The following is a 25,370-nucleotide window of genomic DNA, read 5'->3' on the forward strand; positions in this document are numbered from 1 at the left end:
GATTGCCGCCGAACGGCGGAAACCCGTTGCGGGGTCACACTTTGGACGCTATCCCCACGGTAACATGAGGGCTGAGGACGGTTCCCCGTTCCTCCCACGAAACCGAGCGCCCCGTTCTCGATCATGATCCATCGTCTGCCCATGGCCGGCGCTCTGGCCGGCGCCCTCGCCGCGGTCCTGTGCGCCTTTCCGCCCGCCGCCTCTGCCCAGCAGGACGGCGGGCTGTTCGGCAACCTGTTCAAGCCGCCGGGCCAGGTCCAGGAGCATCCCCAGGGCGTCGACGCCACCGAACTGGTGACGCGCATGGAGCGGCTGGAGAACGCGCTGCGCCAGCTCACCGGGCAGGTGGAGCAGCTCCAGTACCGCAACCAGCAGCTCGAAGCCCAGATCCGCCGCCTGGAGGAAGGCGGCGGCGTGCCGCGCCCGCCCGCCGCGACGGGCGCCGCGCCCGCAGCCAAGCCGCCGCTCGCCCCCGCGGCCAACGGCCGGCGCTCCGATGCCTTCGATCCCAATGCGGAGCCGGGCGCCCCCGGCGCGCCGCAGCAGCTCGGCTCGCCGGCGAGCGCCTCCGGCGGTCTGGTGCGTCCGCCCGTCGGCCCGGCCGGAGCCCAGGTCGCCGCGCTGCCCGGCCCCGGCGCCAGCCCGCGCGAGCTGTACGACGCCGGACAGGGCCAGATCCAGCGCCAGGACTATGCCGGCGCGGAGCAGACCTTCCGCCAGATCGCCCAGACCGGCGGCAACGACCGCGTCGTCCCCGACGCCACCTTCATGCTGGGCGAGAGCCTGTTCCTGCAGAAGAACTACAAGGACGCCGCCAACTCGTTCCTCGACGTGACGGTGAAGTATCCCAACTCGCTGCGCGCCCCGGAGGCGCTGCTGCGGGTCGGGCAGTCGCTCGCCATCCTCGGCGAGAAGGAGGCCGCCTGCGCCACCCTGTCCGAGGTGGAGCGCAAGTATCCCCGCGCGCAGGCCCCGGTGCGCCAGGCGGTGGAGCGGGAGCAGAAGCGTGTCGGCTGCTGACGGCGACCCCTCCTTACGAGGGCTGCGCGGCGCGCGTGCCGAACCGGTCGGCGACCATGAGCTTGAGGGCCTGTTTGCCCCCTTCCTCGACCATCCCGGCGTCCTGATCGCCGTTTCCGGCGGGCCGGACTCCACCGCGCTCGCCGTGCTCGCCGCCCGCTGGCGCAAGGCGCGCGGTCACGGCCCCATGCTGGGCATCCTCACCGTCGACCATGGGCTGCGGCCGGGCTCGAACCGCGAGGCGGAGGCGGTCGGCGCGCTGGCGGATGCCATCGGCCTCTCCCACGCCACGCTGGTCTGGCGCGGCGCCAAGCCCACGACCGGCGTCCAGGAGGCCGCGCGGACGGCCCGCTACCGGCTTCTGATCTCCCAGGCGAAGGCGCGCGGATGCGGCGCGATCGCCCTCGGCCATACCCTCGACGACCAGGCGGAGACGGTGCTGTTCCGCCTGTCCCGCGGGTCCGGCCTCACCGGCCTGTCCGCCATGCGCCCGGCGAGCCGCCGCGACGGCATCGCCCTGCTGCGGCCGCTGCTCGGCGTGCCGAAGGCGCGGCTGGTCGCCACGCTGAGGGCCGCGGGGGTGCCGTTCGTCGAGGACCCGAGCAACGTCGACACGCGCTATGCGCGGGCCCGCCTCCGGGTGCTGGCGCCGCTTCTGGCGGAGGAGGGCCTGACCCCGGCCCGGCTCGCGCTGTTCGCGCGGCGCATGGCGCGGGCGGACGAGGCGCTGGAACGCGCCGCCGACCAGGCCGGCGCGCGCACCGCCCTGGGGCCGTGGCAGGATGGCGGGCCGGTGCGCCTCGACCTTGCGGGCTTCGGGGACCTGCCGAAGGAGATCGGCCTGCGCCTGCTCGCGCGCGCCATCGGTCATTGCGGCCGGGAGGGGCCGGCCGAACTTGCCAAGCTGGAGGCGATGGCCGAGCAGATCCACGCGCGGTTGAAAGGTGAGCCGACCCCACTTCGTCGCACCCTGGCCGGTGCCCTGGTGACGATCCGGCGGGGCGAACTCTGCGTATCGGCGGCGCCGGACCGCAGGAAGAGATCCGTCTCGCACTGATTTCAGGCCGCGCGGCGCGCCCTCGCCTTGGCAAGAGGGGGGGCGCAACCTAGATTAGGGAACGGACGTAGCGGGAATGGAGCCTCATCCGCGCCCGGCCGGAGCGATTTCCGGAAGGGAAGGGAGGACGGGTGCCATGCTTTCGGGCGTCCCCAAGAGGGTTCAATGAACGCCAATTTACGTAATTTCGCCCTTTGGGTGATCATCGTCCTGCTGCTGCTTGCGCTGTTCTCGCTGTTCCAGAGCCCTGGCCAGCGCACGAACGCCAACGAGATTTCGTTCTCCCAGCTGCTGTCCGACGTGGACGCGGGCAAGGTGCGCGAGGTCGTGATCGAGGGGCCGAACATCACCGGCACCTATTCCGACCGCCCCGGCTCGTTCCAGACCTATGCGCCGAGCGACCCCTCGCTGGTCCAGCGGCTGTATGGCAAGGGCGTGCAGATCACCGCCCGGCCGCCGTCCGACAACGTGCCGTGGTTCGTGAGCCTGCTGGTCTCCTGGCTGCCGTTCCTGGCGCTGATCGGTGTGTGGATCTTCCTGTCGCGCCAGATGCAGGGCGCCGGCGGCAAGGCCATGGGATTCGGCAAGTCGCGCGCCAAGCTGCTCACCGAGGCGCACGGCCGCGTGACCTTCGAGGACGTGGCCGGCATCGACGAGGCGAAGAGCGACCTCACCGAGATCGTGGAATTCCTGCGCGACCCGCAGAAGTTCCAGCGCCTCGGCGGCCGCATCCCGCGCGGCGTGCTGCTGGTCGGCCCGCCCGGCACCGGCAAGACGCTGCTTGCCCGCGCCATCGCCGGCGAGGCCAACGTGCCGTTCTTCACCATCTCGGGCTCCGACTTCGTGGAGATGTTCGTGGGCGTCGGCGCGAGCCGCGTGCGCGACATGTTCGAGCAGGCGAAGAAGAACGCGCCCTGCATCATCTTCATCGACGAGATCGACGCGGTGGGCCGCCACCGCGGCGCCGGCCTCGGCGGCGGCAATGACGAGCGCGAGCAGACCCTCAACCAGCTGCTGGTGGAGATGGACGGCTTCGAGGCGAACGAGGGGATCATCCTCATCGCCGCCACCAACCGTCCGGACGTGCTCGACCCGGCGCTGCTGCGCCCGGGCCGCTTCGACCGCCAGGTGGTGGTGCCGAACCCGGACGTGGTGGGCCGCGAGCAGATCCTGAAGGTGCATGCCCGCAAGATCCCCGTCGCCCCTGACGTGAACCTGAAGACCATCGCCCGCGGCACGCCCGGCTTCTCGGGCGCCGACCTCGCCAATCTCTGCAACGAGGCGGCGCTGATGGCGGCCCGGCGCAACAAGCGCATGGTCACCATGTCCGAGTTCGAGGACGCCAAGGACAAGGTGATGATGGGCGCCGAGCGCCGCTCGCTCGTCATGACCGAGGAAGAGAAGATGCTGACCGCCTATCACGAAGGCGGGCATGCCATCGTCGCCCTCAACGTCCCGGCGACCGACCCGGTGCACAAGGCCACCATCATCCCGCGCGGCCGCGCTTTGGGCATGGTCATGCAGCTGCCCGAGCGGGACAAGCTGTCCATGTCCTACGAGCAGATGACCTCCCGCCTCGCCATCATGATGGGCGGGCGCGTGGCGGAGGAGCTGGTGTTCGGCCACGACAAGGTGACGTCCGGCGCCGCCTCCGACATCGAGCAGGCGACCCGCCTCGCCAAGATGATGGTGACGCGATGGGGCTTCTCCGACCTGCTCGGCCAGGTGGCCTATGGCGAGAACCAGGACGAGGTGTTCCTGGGCATGTCCATGCAGCGCCACCAGAATATCTCGGAGGCCACCGCCCAGACCATCGACAAGGAGGTCCGGCGTCTGGTGGACGAGGGCTACCAGGAGGCCAAGCGCATCCTCACCGAGCGGTCCAGCGACCTTGAGACCCTGGCCAAGGGCCTCCTGGAGTACGAGACCCTGTCGGGCGACGAGATCATCGACCTCATGGACGGCAAGACGCCGAACCGCGAGAGCGTGATCGATCCGCCGAACCCGCGTGGCTCGGCGATCCCGACCGCGGGCAAGAACCGTCCCCGTCCCGGCGGCGCCGGCGGCTCGATCGAGCCGCAGCCCCAGGCCTGAGGCCGGCCCGCCGCGACCGGGCGGGTATTGCCGAAACGAAAACGCCCGCCGCAACCGGCGGGCGTTTTGCTTTCGCGGGCTTGCGAGAGCCCCGGATGGGTCCCGTATGGACACCGCACGGACCCGGCATGGGTCTGCGCCAGCCGCATGGCGTTTCGGCATGGCGGAGTGCTGGCGCGCGGGTGGACGGCAACGCGAAGCGGCGCAAGCCGGAGACGGGCCTTTTCGGGCCGCCGGATCGCCCCTCAGGGCTGCGCGGCGAAGCGCAGGGTGCCGGCGGGGGCGAGGGTGCGCGCGTCGAACGTGCGAATCTCCACCGAACCGCCTATATCCAGCGTCACGACCACCACGTCGCCCGCGACGGCGGTGGAGACGATCTTCGCCCCCTTGGGCAGCAGCACCGTCTGGGCGCCCTCGGCGAGCGGCTTGGCGCGCATCATCCGGTAGGCGATCACGCCCATGACGCTCGCGACGCCCAGCACCATGATCAGCATGGAGATGGTGGAGAAGCGCCGGAACTTGGCGATGACGCGCTCCTGCTCGGGGGTCAGCGCCTCGTCTGGCGTGTCGATGGGCGGCGGACGGTGGAACATGAGCGGGCCTGGGGTCTGATGGTGCCGATACACGGGATGGACGATCTGGACGACGCGCTGTCCGAGGGGCTCGACCCCGCCGCGGGGGCGGAGCGCCCCGTCGTGGCCGCGCCCGAGGACGCGGGCGAGCGGCTCGACCGCGTGCTGGCGCGGCACCTCGCCGATCTCAGCCGCACCCGCATCAAGCGCCTGATCACCGAAGGGCAAGTGGCGCTCGACGGCCGAGTGGTAGGGGACGCGGCCCAGAGGGTCAATGCCGGCGACGCCTTCGTGGTGAGCGTGCCGGCGCCCGAGCCGGCCGCGCCGGTGCCGGAGGACCTTCCGCTCGCCATCGCCTTCGAGGACGCCCACCTCGTCGTCATCGACAAGCCGGCCGGCCTCGTGGTCCATCCGGCGCCGGGCCATGCCGGCGGCACGCTGGTGAACGCGCTGCTGTACCATTGCGGCGACACCCTGTCCGGCATCGGCGGGGTGAAGCGGCCCGGCATCGTCCACCGCATCGACAAGGATACCTCCGGCCTCCTGGTGGTGGCGAAGTCGGATGCGGCCCACAAGGGTCTCGCCGCCCAGTTCGCCGACCACGGCCGCACCGGGCCGCTGGAGCGCGCCTATCTCGCCTTCGTCTGGGGCGTGCCGGAGACGCGCGGCAGCGTCGACGCCCCCATCGACCGCCACCCCACGCACCGGCAGAAGATGACGGTGCGCCAGAGCGGGCGGCACGCCATCACCCATTGGGAGCTGGTGGAGACGTATCCGGGCACCGATGGCGCGCCCCTCGCGAGCCTGGTGCGCTGCCGGCTGGAGACCGGCCGCACGCACCAGATCCGCGTGCACATGGCCCATATCGGCCATCCGCTCCTGGGTGACGAGGTCTATGGCCAGGGCTTCCGCACCAAGGCCGCGCGGCTGCCCCAGGCGGCGCGCGACACGCTGGCGCGGCTGGGCCGGCAGGCGCTGCATGCCGAGCGCCTCGGCTTCGCCCACCCCGTCACCGGCAAGCCGCTGAGCTTCGACAGCGCGCTTCCGGAAGACCTCGCCGCGCTGCGCGACGCCCTCTCGGCGACGTGAGCGCGGAAACCTATTCGCGCCCCGAACGTATCTGTATGATTGGACGACGCGGCGGGCGTCATGCCGCCGCGAAAGCGGCCGCCCGGACGGGGACCGCAGCGCAAGGAGGCCTCTGATGGCCCAGGTCAAGAACGTTCCCATTCCCTCTGCCGAGGGCGGGCTCACGCGGTATCTCGAGGAGATCCGCCGGTTCCCCATGCTGGAGCCGCAACAGGAATATATGCTCGCCAAGAGCTGGCGCGAGCACGGCGACCGCGAAGCCGCTCACAAGCTGGTGACCAGCCATCTGCGCCTCGTGGCGAAGATCGCCATGGGCTATCGCGGCTACGGCCTGCCGATCTCCGAGGTGATCTCCGAGGGCAATGTGGGCCTCATGCAGGCGGTGAAGCGCTTCGAGCCCGACAAGGGCTTCCGCCTCGCCACCTATGCCATGTGGTGGATCCGCGCCTCGATCCAGGAATACATCCTGCGCTCGTGGAGCCTCGTGAAGATGGGCACCACGGCGGCGCAGAAGAAGCTGTTCTTCAATCTGCGCAAGGCCAAGAGCCAGATCTCCGCGCTGGAGGAGGGCGACCTTCGCCCCGACCAGGTGAAGCAGATCGCGACCAAGCTCGGCGTCACCGAGCAGGACGTGGTCGACATGAACCGCCGCCTGTCGGGCGACGCTTCGCTCAACGCCCCCATCCGCGAGGACAGCGAGGGCGGCGAGTGGCAGGACTGGCTGGTGGACGAGCGCCTCGACCAGGAGGAACAACTCGCCGAGAGCGAGGAGCTGGACAACCGCCGCTCTGCTCTGGCCGGCGCGCTCTCCGTGCTCAACGACCGCGAGCGGCGCATCTTCGAGGCGCGGCGCCTCAGCGAGGACCCCATGACGCTGGAGGACCTCGCGAGCGAGTTCGGCGTCTCGCGCGAGCGCGTGCGCCAGATCGAGGTGCGTGCCTTCGAGAAGGTGCAGAAGGCGGTGATGGATCGCGTCCGCCAGACCGAATCCCCGAGCGCGGAGCCGGTGGGCGCCTGATCGCCCACCGATCCGCCGGGCCGGCGCAAATCCCGTTGCATCGCGCGAGGCGCTCACTTTAAGTGAGCCATTCGACGCGCCGTGCGGAGGGGGGATGGCCGCTCGCGATCTGCTGTCCGTGGTCGACAGCGTCTATGCCGCTGCGCTCGAGCCGGAGCGCTGGCAGCAGGCGCTCGGAGACCTGTCTCTGGCGCTCGGCGCGCTCGGCACCACCATGATCCCGCTCGGGACGGACGGGCCGCTGGTCGGGCTCGCCTCCGACAGCCTCGCCGAGGCGAATGTGGACTACCAGCAGGGCTGGTGGCGCCACGACACCCCCAGCATGCGCGTGGTGCAGCGCGGCCTGAAGCCTGGCATCGTCGGCACCGACCGGGTGGTGATGACCGAGGAGGAGATCGCCCGCGATCCCTTCTACCAGGACTTCCTGCGCCGCCATGGCATCCGCCAGACCATGGCGGCGATCGCGCCGCTGGGCCAAGGGCGGCTCCTGTCCATCGGCGTGCAACGCAGCGTGAAGCGCGACCTGTTCCAGGACGAGGACGTGGCTGCGCTGGCGCGCCTCGCGCCCCATCTCGGGCGCGCCATCGCCGTCACCGCGGCGCTGGTGGAGGCGCGGCGGATGTCGGCCGATGTCGCGGTGGCGCTGGCGCACCTCGCCTGGGGCGTGGTGATGCTGAACGCGGCGGGCGACGTGCGCCACGTGAACGCCGTCGCCGAGAGCCTCCTGGGCGACGGCCTGCTGGTGGCCGGCCGGCGCGTCTCGGCCGCGGGACGGGACGACGACGCCCGGCTCCAGGGCGCCATCGGGGCGGCGCTGCCGGACGGCGGCGGCCTGCCGGCCGCCAAGGCCGTGCTGGTGCGCCGGCCCTCCGGCAAAGGCTGGCTCATGGTGGAGGCCGTGCCGATCCGGCCCCGGCTCGATGCGCTGGAGATCATCACCTTCGGCGCAGGCGGCGCGCTGCTGCTAATCCGCGCGCTCGATGCCGCGCCGCGCGCGGTCGCCCCTCTGCTCCAGGACATGGGGCTGACCCCGGCCGAGGCGAAGCTCGCGGAGGCGCTCGGGCAGGGCGGCGCCCTGAGGGACGTGGCCGCGGCCGGCGGCATCAGCTACGAGACCGCGCGCTCGCACCTGCGGGCGATCTTCGGCAAGCTCGGCATCAGCCGGCAGGGCGAACTGGTGGCCATCGTCATGCGCCTCGCCGCGGCCCGCCCCTGAGCCGGACGGCGCGCCGCCCGCATCAGGACAGGAAATGCCCCATGGCGACGCCGGCGAGCGCGGCGGAGGCGGCGATGGCGAGCGTCTCCAGAGTGGCGCGCACCACCGAGCGCTTGCCCACCAGCCCCCGGCCGACGCCGAGCGCCACCAGCAGCACCGTGGTGAGCACCAGCGAGACGATGCGGGCGCTCTCCATGGGCAGGAAGGCAAACGGCAGCACCGGCGTGAAGCCGGCGAACAGATCGGAGACGAACATCCAGAAGGCGTGCGAGGCCGGGCTTGCCCCGTCCTCCGCGTCGGCGAGCTCGGCGCGCAGGCCGGCGGCGGCGGAAGGGGCGCGGCCGAGGGCTGCGGCGACCGTGCTCACATCCTGCGGGGCCATGCCGCCGCGGGCGAGCGCGGCGGCGATCGCGTCGGCCTCAGCCTTCGCTGCCGCCGGATCGACCACCCGGCGCCGGGCGGCGCGGGCATCGCGCACCGATTCCGCGTCGAGATAGCTGCCGGCCATCATGGAGACCGCCGCCGCGGCCGCGCCGGTGGCGCCGGCGATCAGCACGGTGTGCGGATCGCTGGTGGTCATGGCGACGCCGAACACGAGGCCGAAGATGGAGACGGTGCCGTCCTCCATCCCGAACACCACGTCGCCGATGGACGCCTTGAGCGAAGAGAGGATGCGCGCGCCTGCCGACATGGGTCCGTCCAGGTCCATCCGGAACGCCGGCGGGCGTTCCGGTTCCACAAGAGGCGGCTGTCGGCCGATCAGCCGTTGTCGGAGATCAGCCGTTCCTGAAGATCAGCTTTTGGCCGACGCCTTCTTCGAGAAGATGCCGCGGATGTTGTCCCACAGTTCGATCTTCACGCCGTGGCGCTTCATGATGAGCGCCTGCTGCGCCACCGAGAGCGTGTTGTTCCACGCCCAGTAGATGACGAGGCCGGCGGCGAAGTGGGCCAGCATGAAGGTGAAGATGATCGGCATCCAGTTGAAGATCATCTGCTGCGTCGGGTCCGGCGGCGCCGGGTTGAGCTTCATCTGCACCCACATGGTCACGCCCATGATGAGCGGCCAGGCGCCGAGCATCAGGTAGGCGCCGACGATCGGCACCGACGAGGGATCCCACGGGATCAGGCCGAACAGGTTGAAGACGGTGGTCGGGTCGGGCGCCGAAAGGTCGCGGATCCAGCCGAAGAACGGCGCGTGCCGCATTTCGATGGTCACGAACAGCACCTTGTAGAGGGCGAAGAACACCGGGATCTGGATCAGGATGGGCAGGCAGCCCGCCACCGGGTTGATCTTCTCCTTCTTGTACAGCTCCATCAGCATCTGCTGCTGCTTCGCCTTGTCGTCGGCGTAGCGATCGCGGATGGCGGTCATCTCCGGTTGCACCGCCTTCATTTTCGCCATGGAGGCGTAGGACTTGTTGGCGAGCGGGAAGAACACCAGCTTCAGCGCCACGGTGATGACCAGGATGGCGATGCCGAAATTGCCGACCAGCCCGTAGATCCAGTCGATGGCGAGGAACAGCGGCTTGGTGATGAAGTAGAACCAGCCCCAGTCGATCAGGCGGTCGAAGCGGTCGATCTTGTAGCGCTCGGCATAGCCGTCCACCAGCTGCACCACCTTGGCGCCGGCGAACAGCTGGCCGTTGGCGGCGATGGTGCCGCCCGGCTCCACGGTGAGCGGCGCGGCCAGGAAGTCGGCCTGGAAGGTCGGCACGTTGCCGATCATGCCGGCGGAGAACTTGCCGTCCACCTTCACGCTCTGGTCGGGGATGACGGTCGCCGCCCAGTACTTGTCGGTGATGCCCAGCCAGCCGCCGGTGGCGGCGGCGGTGACCTGCTTCTCCTTCTCCATGTTGGCGTAGGTGATCTCGTGCAGGCCGCTTTCGCCCAGCACGCCGATCAGGCCCTCATGGAGGATGTAGAAGCCCTCGATCTTGGGCCGGCCGTGGCGCGAGACCAGGGCGTAGGGGTAGAGCGTGACGGCGGCGCCGGTCTTGTTCTCCACCTCGTCCTTGACCGCGAACATGTAGTGGTCGTCCACCGTGAAGGTGCGGCGGAAGACGAGGCCCTGGCCGTTGTCGTAGGTGAGGACGAGCGGCGTCTTCTCGGTCAGCGCGGCGCCGGCCGGGGCGGTCCACACCGTGTCCGCGCCGGGCAGCCTCAAGGTCGCGCCGGCGGCCGAGGTCCAGCCGAACTCCGCATAGAACGGGTTCGGCGCGCCCGAGGGCGACAGGAGCACGATGTTCGGGCTCTTGGGGTCGACGGTCTCGTGGTACTGCGTCAGCTCCAGGTCGTCGACCCGGGCGCCGCGCAGCGAGATCGAGCCCTTCAGGCTCGGGGTGGCGATGGCGGCGCGCGGGCTGGCGGCGAGCGCCTGGGCGCGGGTCACCGGCGCGGCGGCGGCCGGTGCGGCACCGCCCGCCTGGGGCACCGAGCCCGGCGCGCCTGGCGCAGCGCCCGGCGTGGGCGCCGCGGACCCCGGTTGCGCCGGGGCAGGCTGCTGCTGCTCCGCGATGCGCTGCTGCTCCTGGCGCTGGCGCTCGGCCTGCGGCACGCCATAGAAATACTGCCAGCCGATCAGGATCGCCATCGACAGCGCGATGGCGATGAACATGTTGCGGTTGTCGCTCATTGCGAATGGCCTCCGTCGGCGGCGGCGTCGGCCCCTGGGCTTTCCGGTCGCGGGATCGCTGACAGCTTGGGGCGGGATTTGGGCTTGCCGGGGGCGTTCACCCGGCCTACGGCGCGTTCGAGGTCGCCGACCAGATCGGCGAACGGGGCGCGCAGCGCCTCGGCGCGCGCCACCAGCACATAATCGAAGCCGGGCCGGGCGCGGCCTGGCATCACCTGGCGCACCACTTCGCGCAGGCGGCGGCGGATGCGGTTGCGCACCACGGAGCCGCCGGTCTTCTTGGTGACGGTGAAGCCGACGCGAACCTCGCCCGCATCGCCCCGGTCACGCGCCTGCAGCAGAAAGGCAGGCACGCCGGCCCGGGCGGCCTTGGCGGCGGCGAGGAAGTCGCGGCGCTTGCGGAGGCGATCCACGACGGGCAGCTCCGCGGTCTCCACCCTCAGGCGGACAGGCGCTTGCGGCCCTGGGCGCGGCGGGACGCGATGATCTTGCGGCCGTTGCGGGTCGCCATGCGCGCACGGAAGCCGTGGCGGCGCTTGCGCACGAGCTTGCTCGGTTGATAAGTGCGCTTCACGGGTCTGGTCTCCGGGGTTCCTGTGGTGGCCGCGGCGACACGGATCCCAGCAGCTTCGCTGCGGCGGCGCCGTGCGCCGTGCCCGCTCGATCGGCTCGACAGGCGAGATCGTCTCGAGGAATGAGGGCTGGGCTCCGGCCGCCGGAGCCGCCTGAGTTCGGGGCGCTTATAGGGGGGCGAGGCGCGCGCGTCAATCGCCGCGCGCTTCCGCGGTGCGCCGGGGGGCCTCCCGCACGGGCGGCGGCGGCTCCACCCTTCCCAATCGCCGCGGCCGCGCTTAAATGGCGGCCATGGTCTCTGAGAAGGATGCGCCGCTCGTCGCGATCATCGGCGCCGGCCCTGCGGGCCTCGCCGCCGCCGAGCGCATGGCCGCCGCCGGCCTCGCGGTCGCGGTCTATGACCGCATGCCGTCGCTGGCGCGCAAGTTCCTGATGGCGGGACGCGGCGGGCTGAACCTCACCCATTCCGAGCCGTTCGAGCGGCTCGTCACGCGCTACGGCGAGGCGAGCGAGCACCTCCAGGCCGCGCTCGCCGCGTTCCCGCCGTCCGCCCTCATGGACTGGGCGCAGGGCCTGGGCGAGGAGACCTTCGTCGGCACCAGCGGGCGGGTCTTCCCCAGGAGCTTCAAGGCCTCGCCGCTGCTGCGCGCCTGGCTCGGCCGGCTCGCGGCGTCGGGCGTGACGTTCCACGCGCGCCACGCCTGGCGCGGCTGGGACGCGGACGGACGCCTCCTGTTCGACACGCCCGACGGCCCCGTGACGGTGGCGCCGGCCGCGACCGTGCTCGCGCTCGGCGGCGCCTCCTGGCCGCGGCTCGGCTCGGACGGGTCGTGGCAGGCGCTGCTCAAGGAGAAGGGCATCCACGTCACTGATTTCGCGCCCGCCAACATGGGCATCCGCGTACCGTGGTCGGAGCCCTACCGCAGCCATTTCGCCGGCGCGCCGCTGAAGCGCATCGCGCTCGCCATCGACGGCGTCCGGGTGCGCGGCGAAGCGATGGTGACGCAGGAGGGCCTGGAGGGCGGCGCCGTCTACGCGCTGTCGAAGCGCCTGCGCCGTGCGACGCAGGACGGCCCGGCCCGGCTGCTGGTCGACCTGCGTCCGGACGTGGAGACCGACCTGCTCGCCGCGCGCTTCTCGGCCGCGCCGCGCAAGCTCTCCTTCTCCAATCTGATGCGCAAGGCGGCGGGCCTTGCCCCGCCGGCCGCCGGGCTGGTGCGCGAGGCGCTCGGGCCGGACGGGCCGCGCGATGCCGCCCATCTCGCCACTTTGGTGAAGGCGGTGCCCGTCACCGTCACCGGCACGTCCGGCCTGTCACGCGCCATCTCCAGCGCCGGCGGCATCGCCTGGTCGGAGGTCGGGCGCGACTATGCCCTGCGCGGGCGCGCCGACACCTTCGTGTGCGGCGAGATGATCGACTGGGAGGCGCCCACCGGCGGCTACCTGCTGCAGGCCTGCTTCTCCACCGGACGGGCGGCGGCGGACGGCGTCATCGCCCGCCTCACCCCTTGAAGCCGTCCTGGTCAAGATAGGCCTGCTCCTCGGGGCGCATGGGGCGGCCCAGGATGGGGTTGCGGTGCGGGAAGCGGCCGAAGCGGTCGATGATCTCCTGGTGGATCAGCGCGTATTTCAGCCCGTTCTCGTCGCCGGTCCGGCGGTAGAGGTCGACGCAGCGCGCCTGCCGCGCCGGGTCCTCCGCATGCATCAGCGGCAGATAGAAGAAGTTCGCCAGCGCCGCAAAGGCGCCGAGGTGCGCCGGATCGTCGTCGCCGCGCGCCAGCGCCGCCTCCGCGGCGTGGAGCGCGGCAGGGTCGGTGGCGAAGGCGCGCGGCGTGCCGCGGAACACGTTGCGCGGCACCTGGTCGAGCAGCAGCACGAGGGCGAGCGCGCCCTCGGCCGTTTCCGCCCAGGCGTCCAGCCGGCCGGCGGCGGCCGCCTCGTGCAGCGGCAGGAGCGCGTCGCGCACCGCCGCGTCGAAGCCGGCATCGGCGGTGAACCATTTTTCCGGCCCTGCGGCGAGCCAGAAGCCGAGCACGGCGGCGGGGGTGTCGATCATGGGCGCAGTCCCGGCGGTGCGAGGGGATTGTCGGCGAGCACGGCGGCGTCCGGCGCGTCCACCTGCGGCACGCCGAGGAAGGCGTGGAACAGGCGCTCGATCACGTTCGGGTCGAGGTCGCGCACGATCATCACGAGGCGTGTGCGATGGTCGTCGTCCGGCCAGGCGGGAAGGCGCGCGGGCGGGTGCATGAGGTGCTGCACGCCGTGCAGCACCAGCGGCATCTCGGGATGCTCCTTCACCTTCACGATCGCCTTCATGCGCAGCAGCTTGGCGCCGTGGGTGGCGCGCAGCAGCTCCAGGAACAGGTCGAGCGTCGCGAGCGGGATTGCCGCGTCGGTGGCGAGCGTGAAGGCGCGGATGCGCGCATCGTGCCGGTTCGGGTCGTGCGCGTGTCCGTGCCCCTTGCCGGCGGCCTCCTGCGCCGCGGCCACCTGCTCGGCGGCGAGCCAGCGGGCGACGTCGGGGATCTTGCCGGAGGGGTCGTAGAGTCCGGCTTCCAGCAGGCGCGCCGCATCCGCCTCGCCCGCCGCGGCGTCGAGGATGGGGGCGGCGGGCGCGAGCCGCCGGAGGCGCGCGGTGAGCGCGGCGCGCGCGCCCTCCGCGTCCGGGCCCGCCAGCAGGTCCGACTTGGCGAGCACGATGCGGTCCGCCACTGCCACCTGCTTCACCGCCTCCTCGTGGGCGTCGAGGGAGGCGGCGCCGTTCACCGCATCCACCACGCAGATCACCCCGTCGAGCCGGTAGCGCAGAGCGAGGTAGGGGTGGCCCATCAGGGTCTGGAGGATCGGCGCGGGATCGGCGAGGCCGGTGGTCTCGACGATGACGCGGGAGAAGGGCGGCAGGCGGTCGTTGTCGCGCCCGCGCAGCAGGTCCTCCAGCGCCGCGACGAGGTCGCCGCGCACGGTGCAGCACAGGCAGCCGGAGGAGAGCAGCACCACCCCCTCCTTCACCTCGCGCACGAACAGGTGATCGAGGCCGATCTCGCCGAACTCGTTGATGAGCACGGCGGTGTCGGCGAGCGCGGGATCGGCGAGCAGGCGGTTGAGCAGCGTCGTCTTGCCGGCACCGAGGAAGCCCGTCAGCACCGTGACGGGGATCGGCGGCGGCGGCTGGCGGCGCAGCGGCGCCGCGGTGGCACCGGAGGCGCTGGAGTCTTGCGCATGGGCCACGTTGGAATGGGAGGCGCTGGGATCGGGCATGGGCCCGATCTAGCACGATTTCCCCACCGTCGCCCTTCCCGCCGCCCTCTTGCGCCGTCGCGGCAGAGGGCGCGCGCGGATCAGCCCTGGGGCTTCGACGGCGGCAGCGGCGCCGCCTGGGTCTCGGGCTTGGTGTCGCTCTTGGTGTCGCTCTTGGGCTTGGGCTTCGGCTTGGTGGCCGGCGTCGCGCCGGCCGTCACCGGAGCCGCGTTGGGATCGACCGGCTTTTTCGAGCTGGCGGCGGCAGCGGGTTTGGCGCCGTCCTTGGTGCCCGACGGGGCCGAAGCGACCGCGCTCGGCTTGGCCGCCGGCTTCGTCGCCGGCTTGGCCGTGCCGTCCGCGGGCGCGCTGCGGGCGGCCTCCTGGACGGCGGGCTTCTTCTTCGGCTTTTCGGCGCTGGCGACGCCGGTCTCCGTGTCGGCGGCGGGCGCCTTCACCCCCGCATAGACCCGCACCGGCGGCATGGAGGGCGGGAGCTGCTGCTGCAGCAGCACGGCGCCGGAGAACTGCACCGGGGCGGCGAAGGAGAAGGGCGAGCCGGCGTCATTCTGGGCGGCCACCAGCTCGTCCTCGTTCTCGGCCGCGGTGCCCCTGCGCTTGGCGTTGCAGACCACGTCGCGCATGTCGGTGGGCGGGCCGCCGGCATTCTGCAGCGAGGCGAGGCTCGTGCCGCCGCCGAAGATCGACCAGGTGTGGTGGAAGCCCTTCTCGAACAGCACCGCCGCTTCCTCGTTGCGGCCCACCGCCGAGGACGCGCCCAGCACCACCGCGATCAGGCGCTTGCCGTTGCGGGTGGCGGTGGCGACGAGGTTGAAGCCCGAGCCGCAGATGAAGCCGGTCTTCATGCCGTCCGCGCCGGGATAGCGGTCGATCAGGCGGTTGTAGTTGCGCAGCACGATCTTGCCGAACCGGATAGCCGGGATGCGGAACAGCATCTCGTGCTCGGGAAAATGGTAGATGATGGCGCGGGCCAGGATGGCGAGGTCGCGGGCGCTCGTCACCTGGTCGGGATCGGGCAGGCCGTTGGGGTTCTCGTAGTGCGTGCCGCTCATGCCCAGGCGCAGGGCGGTGGCGTTCATCTCGGCCACGAACGACGGCATGGAGCCGCCGACGCCCTCGGCGATCACCACGGCGATGTCGTTGGCGGACTTCACCATCAGCATCTTGAGGGCGTTGTCGAGCGTGACCTTGGTGCCGGGCGGGAAGCCCATCTTGGAGGGCTGCTGCGAGGCTGCGAGCGCCGAGACGGTGAACGGCGTGTCCATGGTCACGCGCCCGTCCTTCACCGCCGCGAGCGCCACATAGACGGTCATGAGCTTGGTGACGGAGGCCGGATACCAGGGCGCCCCGGCGTCCTGCTGCTCGATCACGCGGCCGCTATCGGCTTCCACCAGGAGATAGGGATGGGCGAGCGCCGGCGGCGCGCCGGACAGCCCCGCCGTGGCCAGCCCCGCCAGAGCGAGGGTGAAGGCGGCGAGCGTGCGCATGGCAGGCGCCAGGATGGCAGGCGAAAGGAAGGTGGTGCGCGCCAAGCCTACGGCTCCTCGATCTCAGGTGCAGCCCCCGAATGTTCCCGCCTCTCCTTATCCGCTTTCCGCACCGCCGAAAAGCCGGAACCCGCCCGCAGGGCGACAATGCGGGGTAAAACGGGTGCTGGTCTCGATCCGGCGTGGATCAGTGCCGGCCATGATTTGGCCGCATTCCGGCAAGGTCTGGCGCGGTCGCCGGCATCGCGCGGCGATGACTTGAGCGAATCTTGGCAATTCCGGCCGGGACGCGGCAAAGACCGCCGTTCCGGCGGCGTTCCTCAGGCGGCCGCGCCGCCGGCCGCCGCCCGCGGATGGGCCGCGACGAGCGCCTGCGCGGCCTCGCCCGCCGCCTCGAACCAGCTGGCGTCCCGGTGCACCAGAGAGGCGGAGAAGGCGCCGTCCAGCAGCAGCAGGATGTGGCGCGCCAGCGCCTCGGGCGCGGCGAAGCCGGCCTGTGACATCTCGCCAGCCAGCCACGCCGCGAATGCGCTCTTGTGCCGCGCGCCGATCTTCACCGCCGGATGACCCGGCAGGGCGGCCAGCTCCGCCGTGGTGCGCAGGAAGCCGCAGCCCTTCCACTTGGGATGGCGCGCCGCGCGCGCCAGCGCGGCGAAGATCGCCGCCACCTTCTCGTCCGGCCCGCCCGCGGCGGCGGCGTACCAGCCCGCCATCTGCTTCAGGTTGGGCTGGTCGCGGGCGTCGAGATAGGCGGCGACGAGCTGGTCCTTGCTCTCGAAATGATAATAGAGCGTGCGCTTCGTCACCCCGGCCTTCTCGGCGACCGCGTCCACGCTCACGCGGCCGATGCCCTCCGCGTAGAACAGGCGGGAGGCGGCGTCGATGATGCGGGCGCGGGTGTCGGAGGGCTTCGGCATGGCGCCAATGTATACTGACCAGTGAGTATACTCAACCGCGCCCTTCGCCCATGCTCCTGCCAACGCAATCAGGAGGAGTGGACCCATGTACCTGCCGGTTCTCATCGCGCGCAACGGGACGATCGCGACGCTGACGCTCAACCGTCCGGAAAAGCTCAATGCGCTCAACTACGCGACCATCGACGCGCTGCTCGGCCACCTGGACGCCATCGAGGCGGACGACGGCGTGCGCGGCGTCATCCTCACCGGCGCCGGCGAGCGCGCCTTCTCGGCGGGCGGCGACATCCCCGAGTTCGCGCGCTCGGTGGCCGAGAGCCCGGAGGCCGCGCTGCGCGACTTCGTCGCCCGCGGCCAGCGCCTCACGGCGCGCATCGAGGCCTATCGCAAGCCCATCGTTGCGGCGGTCAACGGCCTCGCCTTCGGCGGCGGCTGCGAGGTGACGGAGGCGGCGCCGCTCGCCATCGCCAGCGACCGGGCGCTGTTCGCCAAGCCCGAGATCCGGCTCGGCATGCCGCCCACCTTCGGCGGCACCCAGCGCCTGCCGCGCCTCGCCGGCCGCAAGCGCGCCATGGAGCTGCTGCTCACCGGCGCGCCGTTCCTGCCCGAGCGGGCGCTCGAACTCGGGCTCGTCAACGCGGTCGTGCCGCACGCGGACCTGCTGCCGGCGGCGCGCGCGCTGCTGGAGGCGATCCTGGTGCATTCGCCGCTCGCCGTCGCCACCATCCTCGCGGCGGTCACACGCGGCATCAATCTGCCCATTGCCGAGGGACTGCTGGTCGAGGCGGAGCAGTTCGCCCGCATGGCGCCCACCGCCGACCTGCGCGAGGGGCTCGACGCCTGGATCGCCCGGCGCGCGCCGGACTATCCCGGCCGGTGGTCGGCGCGGGCGGGAGCGTGAGCCATGGAGGCCTATACCAGCTTCGCCAAGCCGGTGTTCGAGGCGTTCCGCGCCGACGACCGGCCCGGCCCGGTGCACATGCTGAACCTGATCCGGCTGCGGGTTCAGGCGGCATATGAAGACCGGCGCGCGGCCACCGGGATCGAGGCCTACCGCGCCTATGGCCGGCTCAGCGCGCCGGTGCTGGCCGACCTCGGCGGGCGCATCGTCTGGCGCGGCGGCTTCGAGCTCAGCCTCGTCGGCCCGGCGGGAACCGCGTGGGACATCGCCTTCATCGCGGAATATCCGAGCCCGGCCGCGTTCGTCGCCATGTTCGCCGATCCGCGCTACCGCGCGGCGCTCGTGCACCGGCAGGCGGGCGTGGCCGACAGCCGGCTCGTGCGCTTCCGCCCCCTGCCGGCCGGCGCGGGCTTTTCCGGCTGACCGGCCGCCCGCGCGCCGCTCACCCGGCCGGGCGCGCGGGCTCGGCCGGCGGCGCGGCGGACAGGACGAGGATCTCCGCCAGCGCCACCAGCGGCGGCAGCAGGAAGCACCAGACCCCCACCGCCCGGTAAAGCAGAGCGGCGACCGCGCAGCCGCCGCAGAAGCTCGCGAAGAACAGCGCGAAGCGGCGCAGGCGCAGGCGCACGGGCTCCGGGAGGCCGCCGGCGGGCGGGCGCATCGCCTGCGTCGCATCGAGCAGCACCTGCGTCATGGTGCCGGTCATCACGGTGGAGGGCGGCGCGTCGGTGAGGTGGGTGCGATGCAGCGCGTTCTGCAGCGCCATGGCGCTCACCAGCGTCATGCCCGTCATCACGGCATTGGGCGTGTCGGCGGCGAGCGGCAGGCCGACCTGGATCGCCACCAGGGCGGCATGGGCGAGCAGCACGAGCTTCGCCGCCATCAGCACGCGGAAGTCGTCGATGCCGCGCTGCGCCAGCGCCTGGCTGAGCAGCCGGGCGGCCACCACTACCACGCAGAACACCGGCACGGCGATGATCTTCGACAGGTCCGGCATGCGCCCGTCCGCCAGCGCCGCCGCGAAGGTGACGAGGTTGCCGGTGACGTGCGCCGCGAACAGGCCGTTGAGGGCGACGAAGCCGGCCGTGTCCACGAAGCCGGCATTGAAGCACAGCAGGCTGGGCAGAAGGTACTTCATCGCGGCGTGACCCATCCCTCTCCTGCCCCGGTCCGGCTTGCCAATCGACCGCCCAGCCGCCACACAAGGACGGAGCCCTGCGACAGCGAGTGCCCGATGACCCGCGATATCGGCCCCATGCCCGACGACGCCGTGCCGCTGCTCGGCGAGGACGACGTGCGGGAGATCGTCCGGCTGCTCGGCGACGTGATTGTCTCGCGCCAGGATTTCTCAAGCGTAAAGCGGCAGCTCGTGGAGGGCATCTGCCGGCTGATCGATGCCGACGCCTGGACCTGGAGCCTCGGCTGCTTCGCCGAGCCGGGCGCGCAGCCGGTCTATCTCGGCATGGCCCATGGCGGGTTCGACGAGGCGCGCTACACCCGCCTGCTGCTCGCCGCCAGCCACCCGGACATGGCGTGGACCTCGGAACGGCTGCTCACCGAGATGCGCACCAAGGACACCCACGTCACGCGCCTCCGGCAGCAGGTGGTGGACGAGGCGACGTTCGTCGCCTCCGGTGTGGACGGGCACCTGCGCGCGGCCGACATCGGCCCCTTCATCTTCTCCCTGCGCCCGATCGACGACCGGGCGGTCAGCATCATCGCCTTGTATCGCCGGCAGGGGGCGTCGGACTTCTCGGAGCGCGAATCGCGCATCGCCCACATCCTGCTCACCGAGCTGCCGTGGCTGCACGAGCAGGGCTGGCCGCAGGACCGCGGCGCCTCGGTGCCGCGCCTCTCCCCGCGGCTGCGCCTGGTGCTGAACCTGCTGCTGGACGGGCGCAGCCGCAAGGAGATGGCGGCGAACCTGTCCTTGTCCGAGCACACCGTCGCCCAGTACCAGAAGGCGCTCTACCGCCATTTCGGCGTCACCTCCCACGCCACCCTGCTGCGGCGCTTCCAGATGGGCGACGGCGGCGACCGGTAGCGCGCGGTCTGAGGTACCTCGATCCCGCCGACCGGAACGGAGAGCCGCCGGCTTTTGCTGCGCCGCTTCTTGGACGAACGGCGGCACGGCGCGGTTTATCTTGCACTGCGAAAGACTCTATCCCTCAAATGTGGGAATAGTCAGGGACCCGTCCGGTCTGCTACCCGGATTCCTGCGTGCTCGGCTGATAACTCCGTCAGCAGTCCAAGATCAGCCCCCGCGCCGCCACGCGCTTCAACCTTCGCCCGCAAGGCCTTGGAGGGTTTGGGCGACCAATCGCCTGTATGATGTAACCGTCGACAAGTCTTTCAGTCCGCCGTCGAAAAGAAAAATCGTTTTCTTCTAAAACAAAGCGTACGCATGGGAAGCTCGCGGGGCTCCCGCGGCTTCGGCGCGTCGCCGTTGGCATCACAGGGGGGGCATCCAGTGACGGAACCGTCGCGGCGGGACGTGTTGAAATGGAGCGCCGCCGGCGGCATCGCGCTCAGCCTGTCGCGGCTTCCGGTCGCCATGGCGGCCGCGTTCGACGATACGCAGACCCTGCCGGGCCGCGCGCGGCCCAATCCGGCGGCGGCCGGGCACGGGCGGATCGATGCCGTGGCGAAGGTCACGGGCGCCAAGCTCTACGTCTCCGACTTCCGCGCCGCGGACATGGAGGGCTGGCCCGCCACCACGGCCCATGCCCTGCTGGTGCGGGCGGCCGACGCCACCCACGTGCTCACCGGCATCGACCTTGGCGCCCTCGACGGCGACCTGAAGCCCACGGTGGTGGTGACCGGACAGGACTTGGCGCAGGCCGGCCTCAAGGGCCCGCCCTTCTATGCCGGCGACCTCCTGTGCCCGGTGGGCACCACCCCGCTCTATCTCGGCCAGCCGGCGGCGCTGCTGCTGTTCGAGCGCTTCGACGCCTTCGACCGCGCCCGCGTCCTGTTGCGCGAGAAGAGCCCGCTCGTCTTCGGCGCCGAGACCGGGGCGCTGGCCCGGCCCAATTATGCCGCCATGCGCTTCACCCGCGTCGCCGGCCCGACGCCCGACGCGCCGGACGTCTATTCCCCGCTGATGGAGGGCTGGATCAGCCCCGGCGTCTTCGAGGCCGGAGGGCGGCCGGTCTGGCAGCCTCTGCCCATCGCGGAAGGCGGACAGTACAAGAAGGGCGCCACCTACGGCGAGGCGATCCGCGCCGGCATCGCCGCCGCCGATCCGGCCGCTCTGGTGCTCGACCGCAGCTTCCGCACCCAGTCCATCGACCCCATGTTCCTGGAGCCGGAATGCGGCCTCGCCTGGTACGATCCCAAGGCGAGGGCGCTCCGGCTGGCGCTCGGCGTGCAGTCGCCGCTGGAGGCGGCGGAGGCGCTGGGCGACATGTTCGGCGCCGCCAAGGAGGGGGTCCGGCCGAAGAGCATCGACACGCGCTTCGCCCATCTCGGCGGCGGCTTCGGCGGGCGCGACCACACCCCCTTCCCGCTCTATGTGGCGCTCGCCGCCATTTTCCTGCCGAACCGCCCGATCCGGCTCGCCCATGACCGGTTCCAGCAGTTCCAGGGCGGCATCAAGCGCCACGCCTTCGACATCCGCTCCAAGGTGGCGTTCGAGCGCGCCACGGGGCGCATCCGCGCCTTCGCCGCCGACCACGTGCTCGACGGCGGCGGGCTCGCCAACTATTCGGCCAGCGTCGCGGTGGTCTCCGCCACCTCCGCCATCGGCGCCTACGACGTGCCCAAGGTGGACGTCACCACGGTGGCCGAGCACACGCGCGGCGTCACCGCCGGCTCCATGCGCGGCTACGGCGTGGTGCAGACCACCGTCGCGCTCGAAACGCTGATGGACGAGGCGGCGGCCGCGCTCGGCATCGACCCCGTCACCCTGCGCCGGCGCAACCTGCTGAAGACGGGCGGGCGCTCCATGGCCGGCAATCCCTGGACGGTCTCGGTGCGCACCCCGGAGCTGCTCGACAAGATGGAGGCCCACGCGCTGTGGCGCGGCCGCGCCGCGGCGAAGGCGGCGGCGCCCGCCGGAACCCTCGTCGGCACCGGCCTTGCTCTGTGCGTGAAGGACTACGGCACCGGCGCCGACTGCGCGCTCGGCCGGGTGGAGCTGGAGCCGGACGGGCGCGTGCGCATCGTCTGCGACGCGGTGGAGATGGGCAACGGCATCGGCACCGCCATGGCGAACCGGGTGGCGCAGTATCTCGGCCGGGTGGCGGACGAGGTCTCGGTGGCGCGCATCGACGCGTTCGGCGCGCTCGGCCTCGTCACCTCGGGCGATCCCTACACCATCACCCAGGCGGCGCAGGACAAGGCGGCGAAGAACCCGCGCTGGGTGCCGGCCATCTCCTCCGCCACCAGCGCCTCCATCGGCGCCCATGTGGGCACCCAGGCGGCCGGCGAGGCGGCGCGCATCCTCCTGCGCTTCGGCCTGTGGCCGGCGGCGCTGGCGATGTGGGGCATCCGGAAGAACGACCCGCGCCGCTTCCTGTGGGAGGAGGCCTACTGGCAGGACGGCATGCTCATCATGTCCGGCCTGCCGCCTCTGGCGCAGCCGGACCTTGCCGCCAAGGCCCACGCCATGGGCGCGCTCACCGGCACCATGGCCCACGCCTTCTCGCGCTGGGCCTGGGCGCAGGCGGCGTTCCCGCTCGACGGCTTCAACTGGGCGGCCGACCTCGACGCGCTCGCGGTGCGCCGCGGCAAGGGGCCGTTCAAGGTGCTCGACCGCAGCTTCGTCGCCTTCCCGCCGGCGAGCTACAACCGCATCGGCACCGCCTTCGTCTCGGGCTGCGGCACGCTGGTCAGGGTCGAGATCGACCGGGCGAGCGGCGCCGTACGGGTTGCGCGCGGCTACAGCGTGCTCGAATGCGGCCACGCTTTGGCGCCCGAAGTGGTGCGCGGCCAGGCCCATGGCGGCTTCGCCATGGGGCTCGGCCAGGCGCTGCTGGAGAACCTGCCGCCGTTCGAGGACGGCCCCGGCAACGGCCGCTGGAACCTCGGCGACTATGTGGTCGCCCGCGGCTCGGACCTGCCGGTCCATGCCCTGGAGGTGGAGATCCTGCCGCCGGTCGCGCCCAACGAGCCGCCCAAGGGCATGGCCGAGGTGGTGATGATCCCGGTGGTCCCGGCGATCCTGAACGCCATCGCCGACGCCACCGGAAAGCGCTTTTCCGCATTGCCCGTGACGCCGGACGACGTCCGGCGCGTCCTGTGAGGGGAGGCTGCCTGTGCCCGCGATCTCGCTGACCATCAACGGCCGCGCCCACGGACCCATCGAGGTGCGCGCCGACCTGTCCATGAACGACTTCCTGCGGGAGGTGCTGGGCCTCACCGGCACCAAGTTCGGCTGCGGCGCCGCCCAGTGCCTGAGCTGCGCGGTGATCGTCGATGCCGGCGACGGCACCAGCGCCACCATGCCCACCTGCGTGATCGCCGCCACCGACTTTGACGGCAAGGCGATCCGCACCGTGGAGGGGCACGCCAAGGACGGCGCGCTGACGCCGCTCCAGCAGAGCTTCATCAGCCATTTCGCGTTCCAGTGCGGCTATTGCACGCCCGGCTTCCTCAATGAGGGGCAGGTGCTGCTGGAGCGGCTGGAGAAGGCGCCGATCCCGCGCGCCGAGCTGGAGCGCACCGTCACCGAGGCGCTCGACGGGCACCTGTGCCGATGTTCGGGCTATGTGAAGTACCACGAGGCGGTGCGCGACGTGATCCTGGCCGATCCCGGCCGGTTCCTGACCTGAGGGGCGGCGCATGACACCCCTCCTGCGCATGGCGCTTCTCGCACTGGCCGCCGCCCTGCTGCTCCCGGCGCAGGGCCGCGCCGCCTCTCCGCCCGGCGGCACGCTGGCCGCGCCGGAGGCGTTCGCCGGCATCGCCGACCCCGAAGCGCGCTCGGCCGCCTATTTCAGCGAGCTGAGCAAGGTGCTCACCAGCCCGCGCTGCACCAACTGTCATCCCGCCACCGACCGGCCGCGCCAGGGCGACGCTGCCCGCCTGCACCAGCCGCCGGTGTTCCGCGGGCCGGACGGGCAGGGCCTCGCCAGCCTCCGGTGCTCCATGTGCCATCGCGAGAGCGGCTTCAAGCCGGCCGGCATGCCGGGTCATCCGCACTGGCAGCTCGCCCCCGCCTCCATGGCCTGGGAGGGCAAGACCGTCCGCGAGATCTGCCTCCAGATCAAGGACCCCGCGCGCAATGGCGGGCGCTCGGTCGACGATTTGATCGCCCATATCGGCGACGACACGCTGGTGGGCTGGGCCTGGGCGCCGGGCGGCGACCGCACGCCCGCCCCCGGCACGCAGGAAGAGGCCAAGGCCCTGGTCAAGGCGTGGGCGCAGACCGGGGCCGCCTGCCCGAACTGATCGAGACGAGGAGGAAACGATGACACGCTTACCTGTCGCGCTGGCGCTCGCTACGGCGCTCGCCGCGGCGCCCTTCGCCGGCGCCAAAGCCGCCGAGCTGCCGGCCTACATGAAGCCGATCTCCGGGCAGCTGAAGCCGCCCACGGCGCAGGAGCTCGCCAACCGCGACGTGCTCCAGCTGAACATCTCCATGTTCGAGCTTTACGCCAATGCGGGGAAGATCTTCCGCTCGAACATCCTCGACCAGCACCCGGTGATCCTGGCCCTGTTCTCGGGCGCGGGCGGGCGGATGATCCTCTACCGGCCCGGCAAGCCGCCGCTGGAGGCGCCCTCGGTGCCGAAGGTGTACCAGGTGATGAAGTCGCTGGGCCACAGCACCATGGCGGTGTCCGAGGTGGTGCTGCCGTTCATCGACAATCCGCAGGACAAGAGCTGGGTCGCGCCCATGCGCGCCTACCTCACCGAGATGAAGAGCGCGCTCGACGGCATCGGCGCGGCCGAGATGCCGGACGAGTGGCGCGCCAATTCGCGCGCCATCCTGGAGAACAATATCGCCTTCATGGAGGACCGCATCGCCAAGGGCGTGATCACGCTCGATGCGGTCCAGGCGTTCGCCAAGAAGCAGGCGCCGGTGCTCGGCCACGCCATCTCCTGGGCGGCGCAGACGCAGGTGAAGCACTGGATGGGCGTGCTCGACGGCTGGAAGCAGGAGCTGGGCGGCAATTTCGACAACGTCTATGCCGCGAGCAACACCATCTACGTGGCGCGCCAGAACAACGTGCTGTTCAGCGTGCTGGCCCAGTATTTCGGGCCGGAGGCGATCAACGACCGGCTGATGCTGATCGAGACCATCTCCTTCACCACCACGCCGGACGACATGCTCACCTCCCTGGTGCGCATCATCTCCGACCGCACGGTGGGCGGCCTGTTCTTCAACAGCGACCGGCTGATGGACTACGAGCTGATGGGAGGCGACGCGCGCAAGACCATCATCTCGGAAATGAAGGCGCGCGGCAGGGAGCCGTTCCTGCCCCCCGCGGTGCCGTTCGGCTCCAAGCAGTGGCCGACGCTGATCTCCGGCGGCTCCGGCCCCGCCTCGCTCGACGACCTGCGCTGACCGTTCCGCCCGGGGGTCGCGCGCTCCCG

The 25,370-nt window shown here is 71.5% G+C and carries 24 protein-coding genes; 14 read left to right on the top strand and 10 right to left on the bottom strand.

The window, feature by feature from the left end; all coding sequences use genetic code 11:
* Positions 1-123: 123 nt before the first annotated feature.
* The 3 genes from ybgF to ftsH all read left to right on the top strand — a co-directional run bounded on the left by ybgF (position 124) and on the right by ftsH (position 4,171).
* On the top strand, positions 124-1,020 hold the full coding sequence (gene ybgF, locus D9R14_RS23515) for a tol-pal system protein YbgF (protein ID WP_121624689.1): 897 nt from the start codon (positions 124-126) through the stop codon (positions 1,018-1,020).
* Entirely contained in the window at positions 1,007-2,077 is a 1,071-nt protein-coding gene (gene tilS / locus D9R14_RS17770; protein WP_245420869.1) for a tRNA lysidine(34) synthetase TilS, read from the top strand. The genes ybgF and tilS overlap by 14 nt, the downstream gene beginning before the upstream one ends.
* 165 nt (positions 2,078-2,242) lie before the next feature.
* Positions 2,243-4,171 carry an ATP-dependent zinc metalloprotease FtsH gene (ftsH, locus tag D9R14_RS17775; protein ID WP_121624690.1) on the top strand — a complete coding sequence of 643 codons (1,929 nt, stop codon included), beginning with the start codon at positions 2,243-2,245 and terminating at the stop codon, positions 4,169-4,171.
* Between the two features lie 245 nt (positions 4,172-4,416).
* On the opposite strand, the gene D9R14_RS17780 is transcribed toward ftsH, so the two are convergent.
* A complete protein-coding gene (locus D9R14_RS17780) occupies positions 4,417-4,764 on the bottom strand; it encodes a DUF6476 family protein (RefSeq protein WP_121624753.1) in 348 nt (115 codons plus the stop codon).
* A 36-nt stretch (positions 4,765-4,800) separates the two neighbouring features.
* Between D9R14_RS17780 and D9R14_RS17785 the strand changes: the two genes are divergently transcribed.
* The 3 genes from D9R14_RS17785 (at position 4,801) to D9R14_RS17795 (ending at position 8,066) form a co-directional block, all read left to right on the top strand.
* Positions 4,801-5,832: an RluA family pseudouridine synthase gene (locus tag D9R14_RS17785; protein WP_121624691.1), complete on the top strand. Its 1,032-nt coding sequence runs from the start codon at positions 4,801-4,803 to the stop codon at positions 5,830-5,832.
* A 115-nt stretch (positions 5,833-5,947) separates the two neighbouring features.
* On the top strand, positions 5,948-6,850 hold the full coding sequence (gene rpoH, locus D9R14_RS17790; protein WP_121624692.1) for an RNA polymerase sigma factor RpoH: 903 nt from the start codon (positions 5,948-5,950) through the stop codon (positions 6,848-6,850).
* Positions 6,851-6,944: 94 nt separating this feature from the next.
* Entirely contained in the window at positions 6,945-8,066 is a 1,122-nt protein-coding gene (locus tag D9R14_RS17795) for a helix-turn-helix transcriptional regulator (RefSeq protein WP_121624693.1), read from the top strand.
* A 22-nt stretch (positions 8,067-8,088) separates the two neighbouring features.
* Here D9R14_RS17795 and D9R14_RS17800 read toward each other — a convergent pair whose 3' ends face one another.
* The 4 genes from D9R14_RS17800 to rpmH all read right to left on the bottom strand — a co-directional run bounded on the left by D9R14_RS17800 (position 8,089) and on the right by rpmH (position 11,272).
* Positions 8,089-8,757, bottom strand: coding sequence for a VIT1/CCC1 transporter family protein (locus D9R14_RS17800; RefSeq protein WP_170168662.1), 669 nt, complete (start codon positions 8,755-8,757; stop codon positions 8,089-8,091).
* A 102-nt stretch (positions 8,758-8,859) separates the two neighbouring features.
* The gene (yidC, locus tag D9R14_RS17805; protein ID WP_121624695.1) at positions 8,860-10,698 is read right to left on the bottom strand and encodes a membrane protein insertase YidC; all 1,839 of its coding nucleotides are present in this window, start codon (positions 10,696-10,698) and stop codon (positions 8,860-8,862) included.
* Complete coding sequence (gene rnpA, locus D9R14_RS17810; protein WP_121624754.1) at positions 10,695-11,111, bottom strand: ribonuclease P protein component; 417 nt, start codon at positions 11,109-11,111, stop codon at positions 10,695-10,697. The genes yidC and rnpA overlap by 4 nt, the downstream gene beginning before the upstream one ends.
* Positions 11,112-11,137: 26 nt before the next feature.
* Positions 11,138-11,272 carry a 50S ribosomal protein L34 gene (gene rpmH / locus D9R14_RS17815; protein WP_121624696.1) on the bottom strand — a complete coding sequence of 45 codons (135 nt, stop codon included), beginning with the start codon at positions 11,270-11,272 and terminating at the stop codon, positions 11,138-11,140.
* 290 nt (positions 11,273-11,562) lie between these two features.
* On the opposite strand from rpmH, the gene D9R14_RS17820 reads away from it, so the two are divergent.
* Positions 11,563-12,783: a TIGR03862 family flavoprotein gene (locus tag D9R14_RS17820; protein WP_184759626.1), complete on the top strand. Its 1,221-nt coding sequence runs from the start codon at positions 11,563-11,565 to the stop codon at positions 12,781-12,783.
* On the opposite strand, the gene D9R14_RS17825 is transcribed toward D9R14_RS17820, so the two are convergent.
* The 4 genes from D9R14_RS17825 to D9R14_RS17840 all read right to left on the bottom strand — a co-directional run bounded on the left by D9R14_RS17825 (position 12,773) and on the right by D9R14_RS17840 (position 16,933).
* Positions 12,773-13,327 (bottom strand): DUF924 family protein, encoded by a 555-nt coding sequence (locus tag D9R14_RS17825; protein ID WP_121624698.1) that lies wholly within the window; start codon positions 13,325-13,327, stop codon positions 12,773-12,775. The genes D9R14_RS17820 and D9R14_RS17825 overlap by 11 nt on opposite strands.
* Complete coding sequence (locus D9R14_RS17830) at positions 13,324-14,529, bottom strand: CobW family GTP-binding protein (RefSeq protein ID WP_121624699.1); 1,206 nt, start codon at positions 14,527-14,529, stop codon at positions 13,324-13,326. Before D9R14_RS17830 ends, D9R14_RS17825 begins: the two co-directional genes overlap by 4 nt.
* An 80-nt stretch (positions 14,530-14,609) precedes the next feature.
* Positions 14,610-16,061: a D-alanyl-D-alanine carboxypeptidase family protein gene (locus D9R14_RS17835; protein ID WP_245420870.1), complete on the bottom strand. Its 1,452-nt coding sequence runs from the start codon at positions 16,059-16,061 to the stop codon at positions 14,610-14,612.
* 275 nt (positions 16,062-16,336) lie between these two features.
* Positions 16,337-16,933, bottom strand: coding sequence for a TetR/AcrR family transcriptional regulator (locus tag D9R14_RS17840; RefSeq protein WP_121624700.1), 597 nt, complete (start codon positions 16,931-16,933; stop codon positions 16,337-16,339).
* 85 nt (positions 16,934-17,018) lie between these two features.
* Between D9R14_RS17840 and D9R14_RS17845 the strand changes: the two genes are divergently transcribed.
* Both D9R14_RS17845 and D9R14_RS17850 read left to right on the top strand, forming a co-directional pair.
* Positions 17,019-17,831 carry a crotonase/enoyl-CoA hydratase family protein gene (locus tag D9R14_RS17845; RefSeq protein ID WP_121624701.1) on the top strand — a complete coding sequence of 271 codons (813 nt, stop codon included), beginning with the start codon at positions 17,019-17,021 and terminating at the stop codon, positions 17,829-17,831.
* A 3-nt stretch (positions 17,832-17,834) separates the two neighbouring features.
* The gene (locus D9R14_RS17850; RefSeq protein WP_121624702.1) at positions 17,835-18,254 is read left to right on the top strand and encodes a DUF1330 domain-containing protein; all 420 of its coding nucleotides are present in this window, start codon (positions 17,835-17,837) and stop codon (positions 18,252-18,254) included.
* A gap of 19 nt (positions 18,255-18,273) precedes the next feature.
* Here D9R14_RS17850 and D9R14_RS17855 read toward each other — a convergent pair whose 3' ends face one another.
* Positions 18,274-18,984 carry a YoaK family protein gene (locus D9R14_RS17855; RefSeq protein ID WP_245420871.1) on the bottom strand — a complete coding sequence of 237 codons (711 nt, stop codon included), beginning with the start codon at positions 18,982-18,984 and terminating at the stop codon, positions 18,274-18,276.
* An 81-nt stretch (positions 18,985-19,065) separates the two neighbouring features.
* Between D9R14_RS17855 and D9R14_RS17860 the strand changes: the two genes are divergently transcribed.
* The 5 genes from D9R14_RS17860 to D9R14_RS17880 all read left to right on the top strand — a co-directional run bounded on the left by D9R14_RS17860 (position 19,066) and on the right by D9R14_RS17880 (position 25,341).
* The gene (locus tag D9R14_RS17860; RefSeq protein WP_121624704.1) at positions 19,066-19,875 is read left to right on the top strand and encodes a helix-turn-helix transcriptional regulator; all 810 of its coding nucleotides are present in this window, start codon (positions 19,066-19,068) and stop codon (positions 19,873-19,875) included.
* A 360-nt stretch (positions 19,876-20,235) separates the two neighbouring features.
* Positions 20,236-23,076 carry a xanthine dehydrogenase family protein molybdopterin-binding subunit gene (locus D9R14_RS17865; protein ID WP_121624705.1) on the top strand — a complete coding sequence of 947 codons (2,841 nt, stop codon included), beginning with the start codon at positions 20,236-20,238 and terminating at the stop codon, positions 23,074-23,076.
* A gap of 13 nt (positions 23,077-23,089) precedes the next feature.
* Complete coding sequence (locus D9R14_RS17870) at positions 23,090-23,605, top strand: (2Fe-2S)-binding protein (protein WP_121624706.1); 516 nt, start codon at positions 23,090-23,092, stop codon at positions 23,603-23,605.
* A 10-nt stretch (positions 23,606-23,615) separates the two neighbouring features.
* A complete protein-coding gene (locus D9R14_RS17875) occupies positions 23,616-24,224 on the top strand; it encodes an Isoquinoline 1-oxidoreductase subunit (protein ID WP_121624707.1) in 609 nt (202 codons plus the stop codon).
* Positions 24,225-24,243: 19 nt separating this feature from the next.
* Positions 24,244-25,341, top strand: a complete 1,098-nt coding sequence (locus tag D9R14_RS17880; RefSeq protein WP_121624708.1) for a hypothetical protein — start codon at positions 24,244-24,246, stop codon at positions 25,339-25,341.
* Positions 25,342-25,370 lie beyond the last annotated feature (29 nt).

The sequence above is a fragment of the Xanthobacter tagetidis genome (assembly GCF_003667445.1).
Lineage (GTDB): Bacteria > Pseudomonadota > Alphaproteobacteria > Rhizobiales > Xanthobacteraceae > Xanthobacter > Xanthobacter tagetidis.

Excerpts from the sequence above, each read along its gene's own strand:
- yidC (WP_121624695.1), bottom strand. The coding sequence starts at position 10,698 with ATGAGCGACAACCGCAACATGTTCATCGCCATCGCGCTGTCGATGGCG.
- D9R14_RS17800 (WP_170168662.1), bottom strand. The coding sequence starts at position 8,757 with ATGTCGGCAGGCGCGCGCATCCTCTCTTCGCTCAAGGCGTCCATCGGC.
- D9R14_RS17875 (WP_121624707.1), top strand. The coding sequence starts at position 23,616 with ATGACACCCCTCCTGCGCATGGCGCTTCTCGCACTGGCCGCCGCCCTG.
- D9R14_RS17785 (WP_121624691.1), top strand. The coding sequence starts at position 4,801 with ATGGACGATCTGGACGACGCGCTGTCCGAGGGGCTCGACCCCGCCGCG.
- D9R14_RS17865 (WP_121624705.1), top strand. The coding sequence starts at position 20,236 with ATGGGAAGCTCGCGGGGCTCCCGCGGCTTCGGCGCGTCGCCGTTGGCA.
- D9R14_RS17780 (WP_121624753.1), bottom strand. The coding sequence starts at position 4,764 with ATGTTCCACCGTCCGCCGCCCATCGACACGCCAGACGAGGCGCTGACC.
- D9R14_RS17830 (WP_121624699.1), bottom strand. The coding sequence starts at position 14,529 with ATGCCCGATCCCAGCGCCTCCCATTCCAACGTGGCCCATGCGCAAGAC.
- D9R14_RS17850 (WP_121624702.1), top strand. The coding sequence starts at position 17,835 with ATGGAGGCCTATACCAGCTTCGCCAAGCCGGTGTTCGAGGCGTTCCGC.
- D9R14_RS17825 (WP_121624698.1), bottom strand. The coding sequence starts at position 13,327 with ATGATCGACACCCCCGCCGCCGTGCTCGGCTTCTGGCTCGCCGCAGGG.
- D9R14_RS17795 (WP_121624693.1), top strand. The coding sequence starts at position 6,945 with ATGGCCGCTCGCGATCTGCTGTCCGTGGTCGACAGCGTCTATGCCGCT.
- D9R14_RS17880 (WP_121624708.1), top strand. The coding sequence starts at position 24,244 with ATGACACGCTTACCTGTCGCGCTGGCGCTCGCTACGGCGCTCGCCGCG.
- rpoH (WP_121624692.1), top strand. The coding sequence starts at position 5,948 with ATGGCCCAGGTCAAGAACGTTCCCATTCCCTCTGCCGAGGGCGGGCTC.
- D9R14_RS17860 (WP_121624704.1), top strand. The coding sequence starts at position 19,066 with ATGACCCGCGATATCGGCCCCATGCCCGACGACGCCGTGCCGCTGCTC.
- D9R14_RS17820 (WP_184759626.1), top strand. The coding sequence starts at position 11,563 with ATGGTCTCTGAGAAGGATGCGCCGCTCGTCGCGATCATCGGCGCCGGC.
- ybgF (WP_121624689.1), top strand. The coding sequence starts at position 124 with ATGATCCATCGTCTGCCCATGGCCGGCGCTCTGGCCGGCGCCCTCGCC.
- ftsH (WP_121624690.1), top strand. The coding sequence starts at position 2,243 with ATGAACGCCAATTTACGTAATTTCGCCCTTTGGGTGATCATCGTCCTG.
- D9R14_RS17840 (WP_121624700.1), bottom strand. The coding sequence starts at position 16,933 with ATGCCGAAGCCCTCCGACACCCGCGCCCGCATCATCGACGCCGCCTCC.
- D9R14_RS17855 (WP_245420871.1), bottom strand. The coding sequence starts at position 18,984 with ATGGGTCACGCCGCGATGAAGTACCTTCTGCCCAGCCTGCTGTGCTTC.
- D9R14_RS17845 (WP_121624701.1), top strand. The coding sequence starts at position 17,019 with ATGTACCTGCCGGTTCTCATCGCGCGCAACGGGACGATCGCGACGCTG.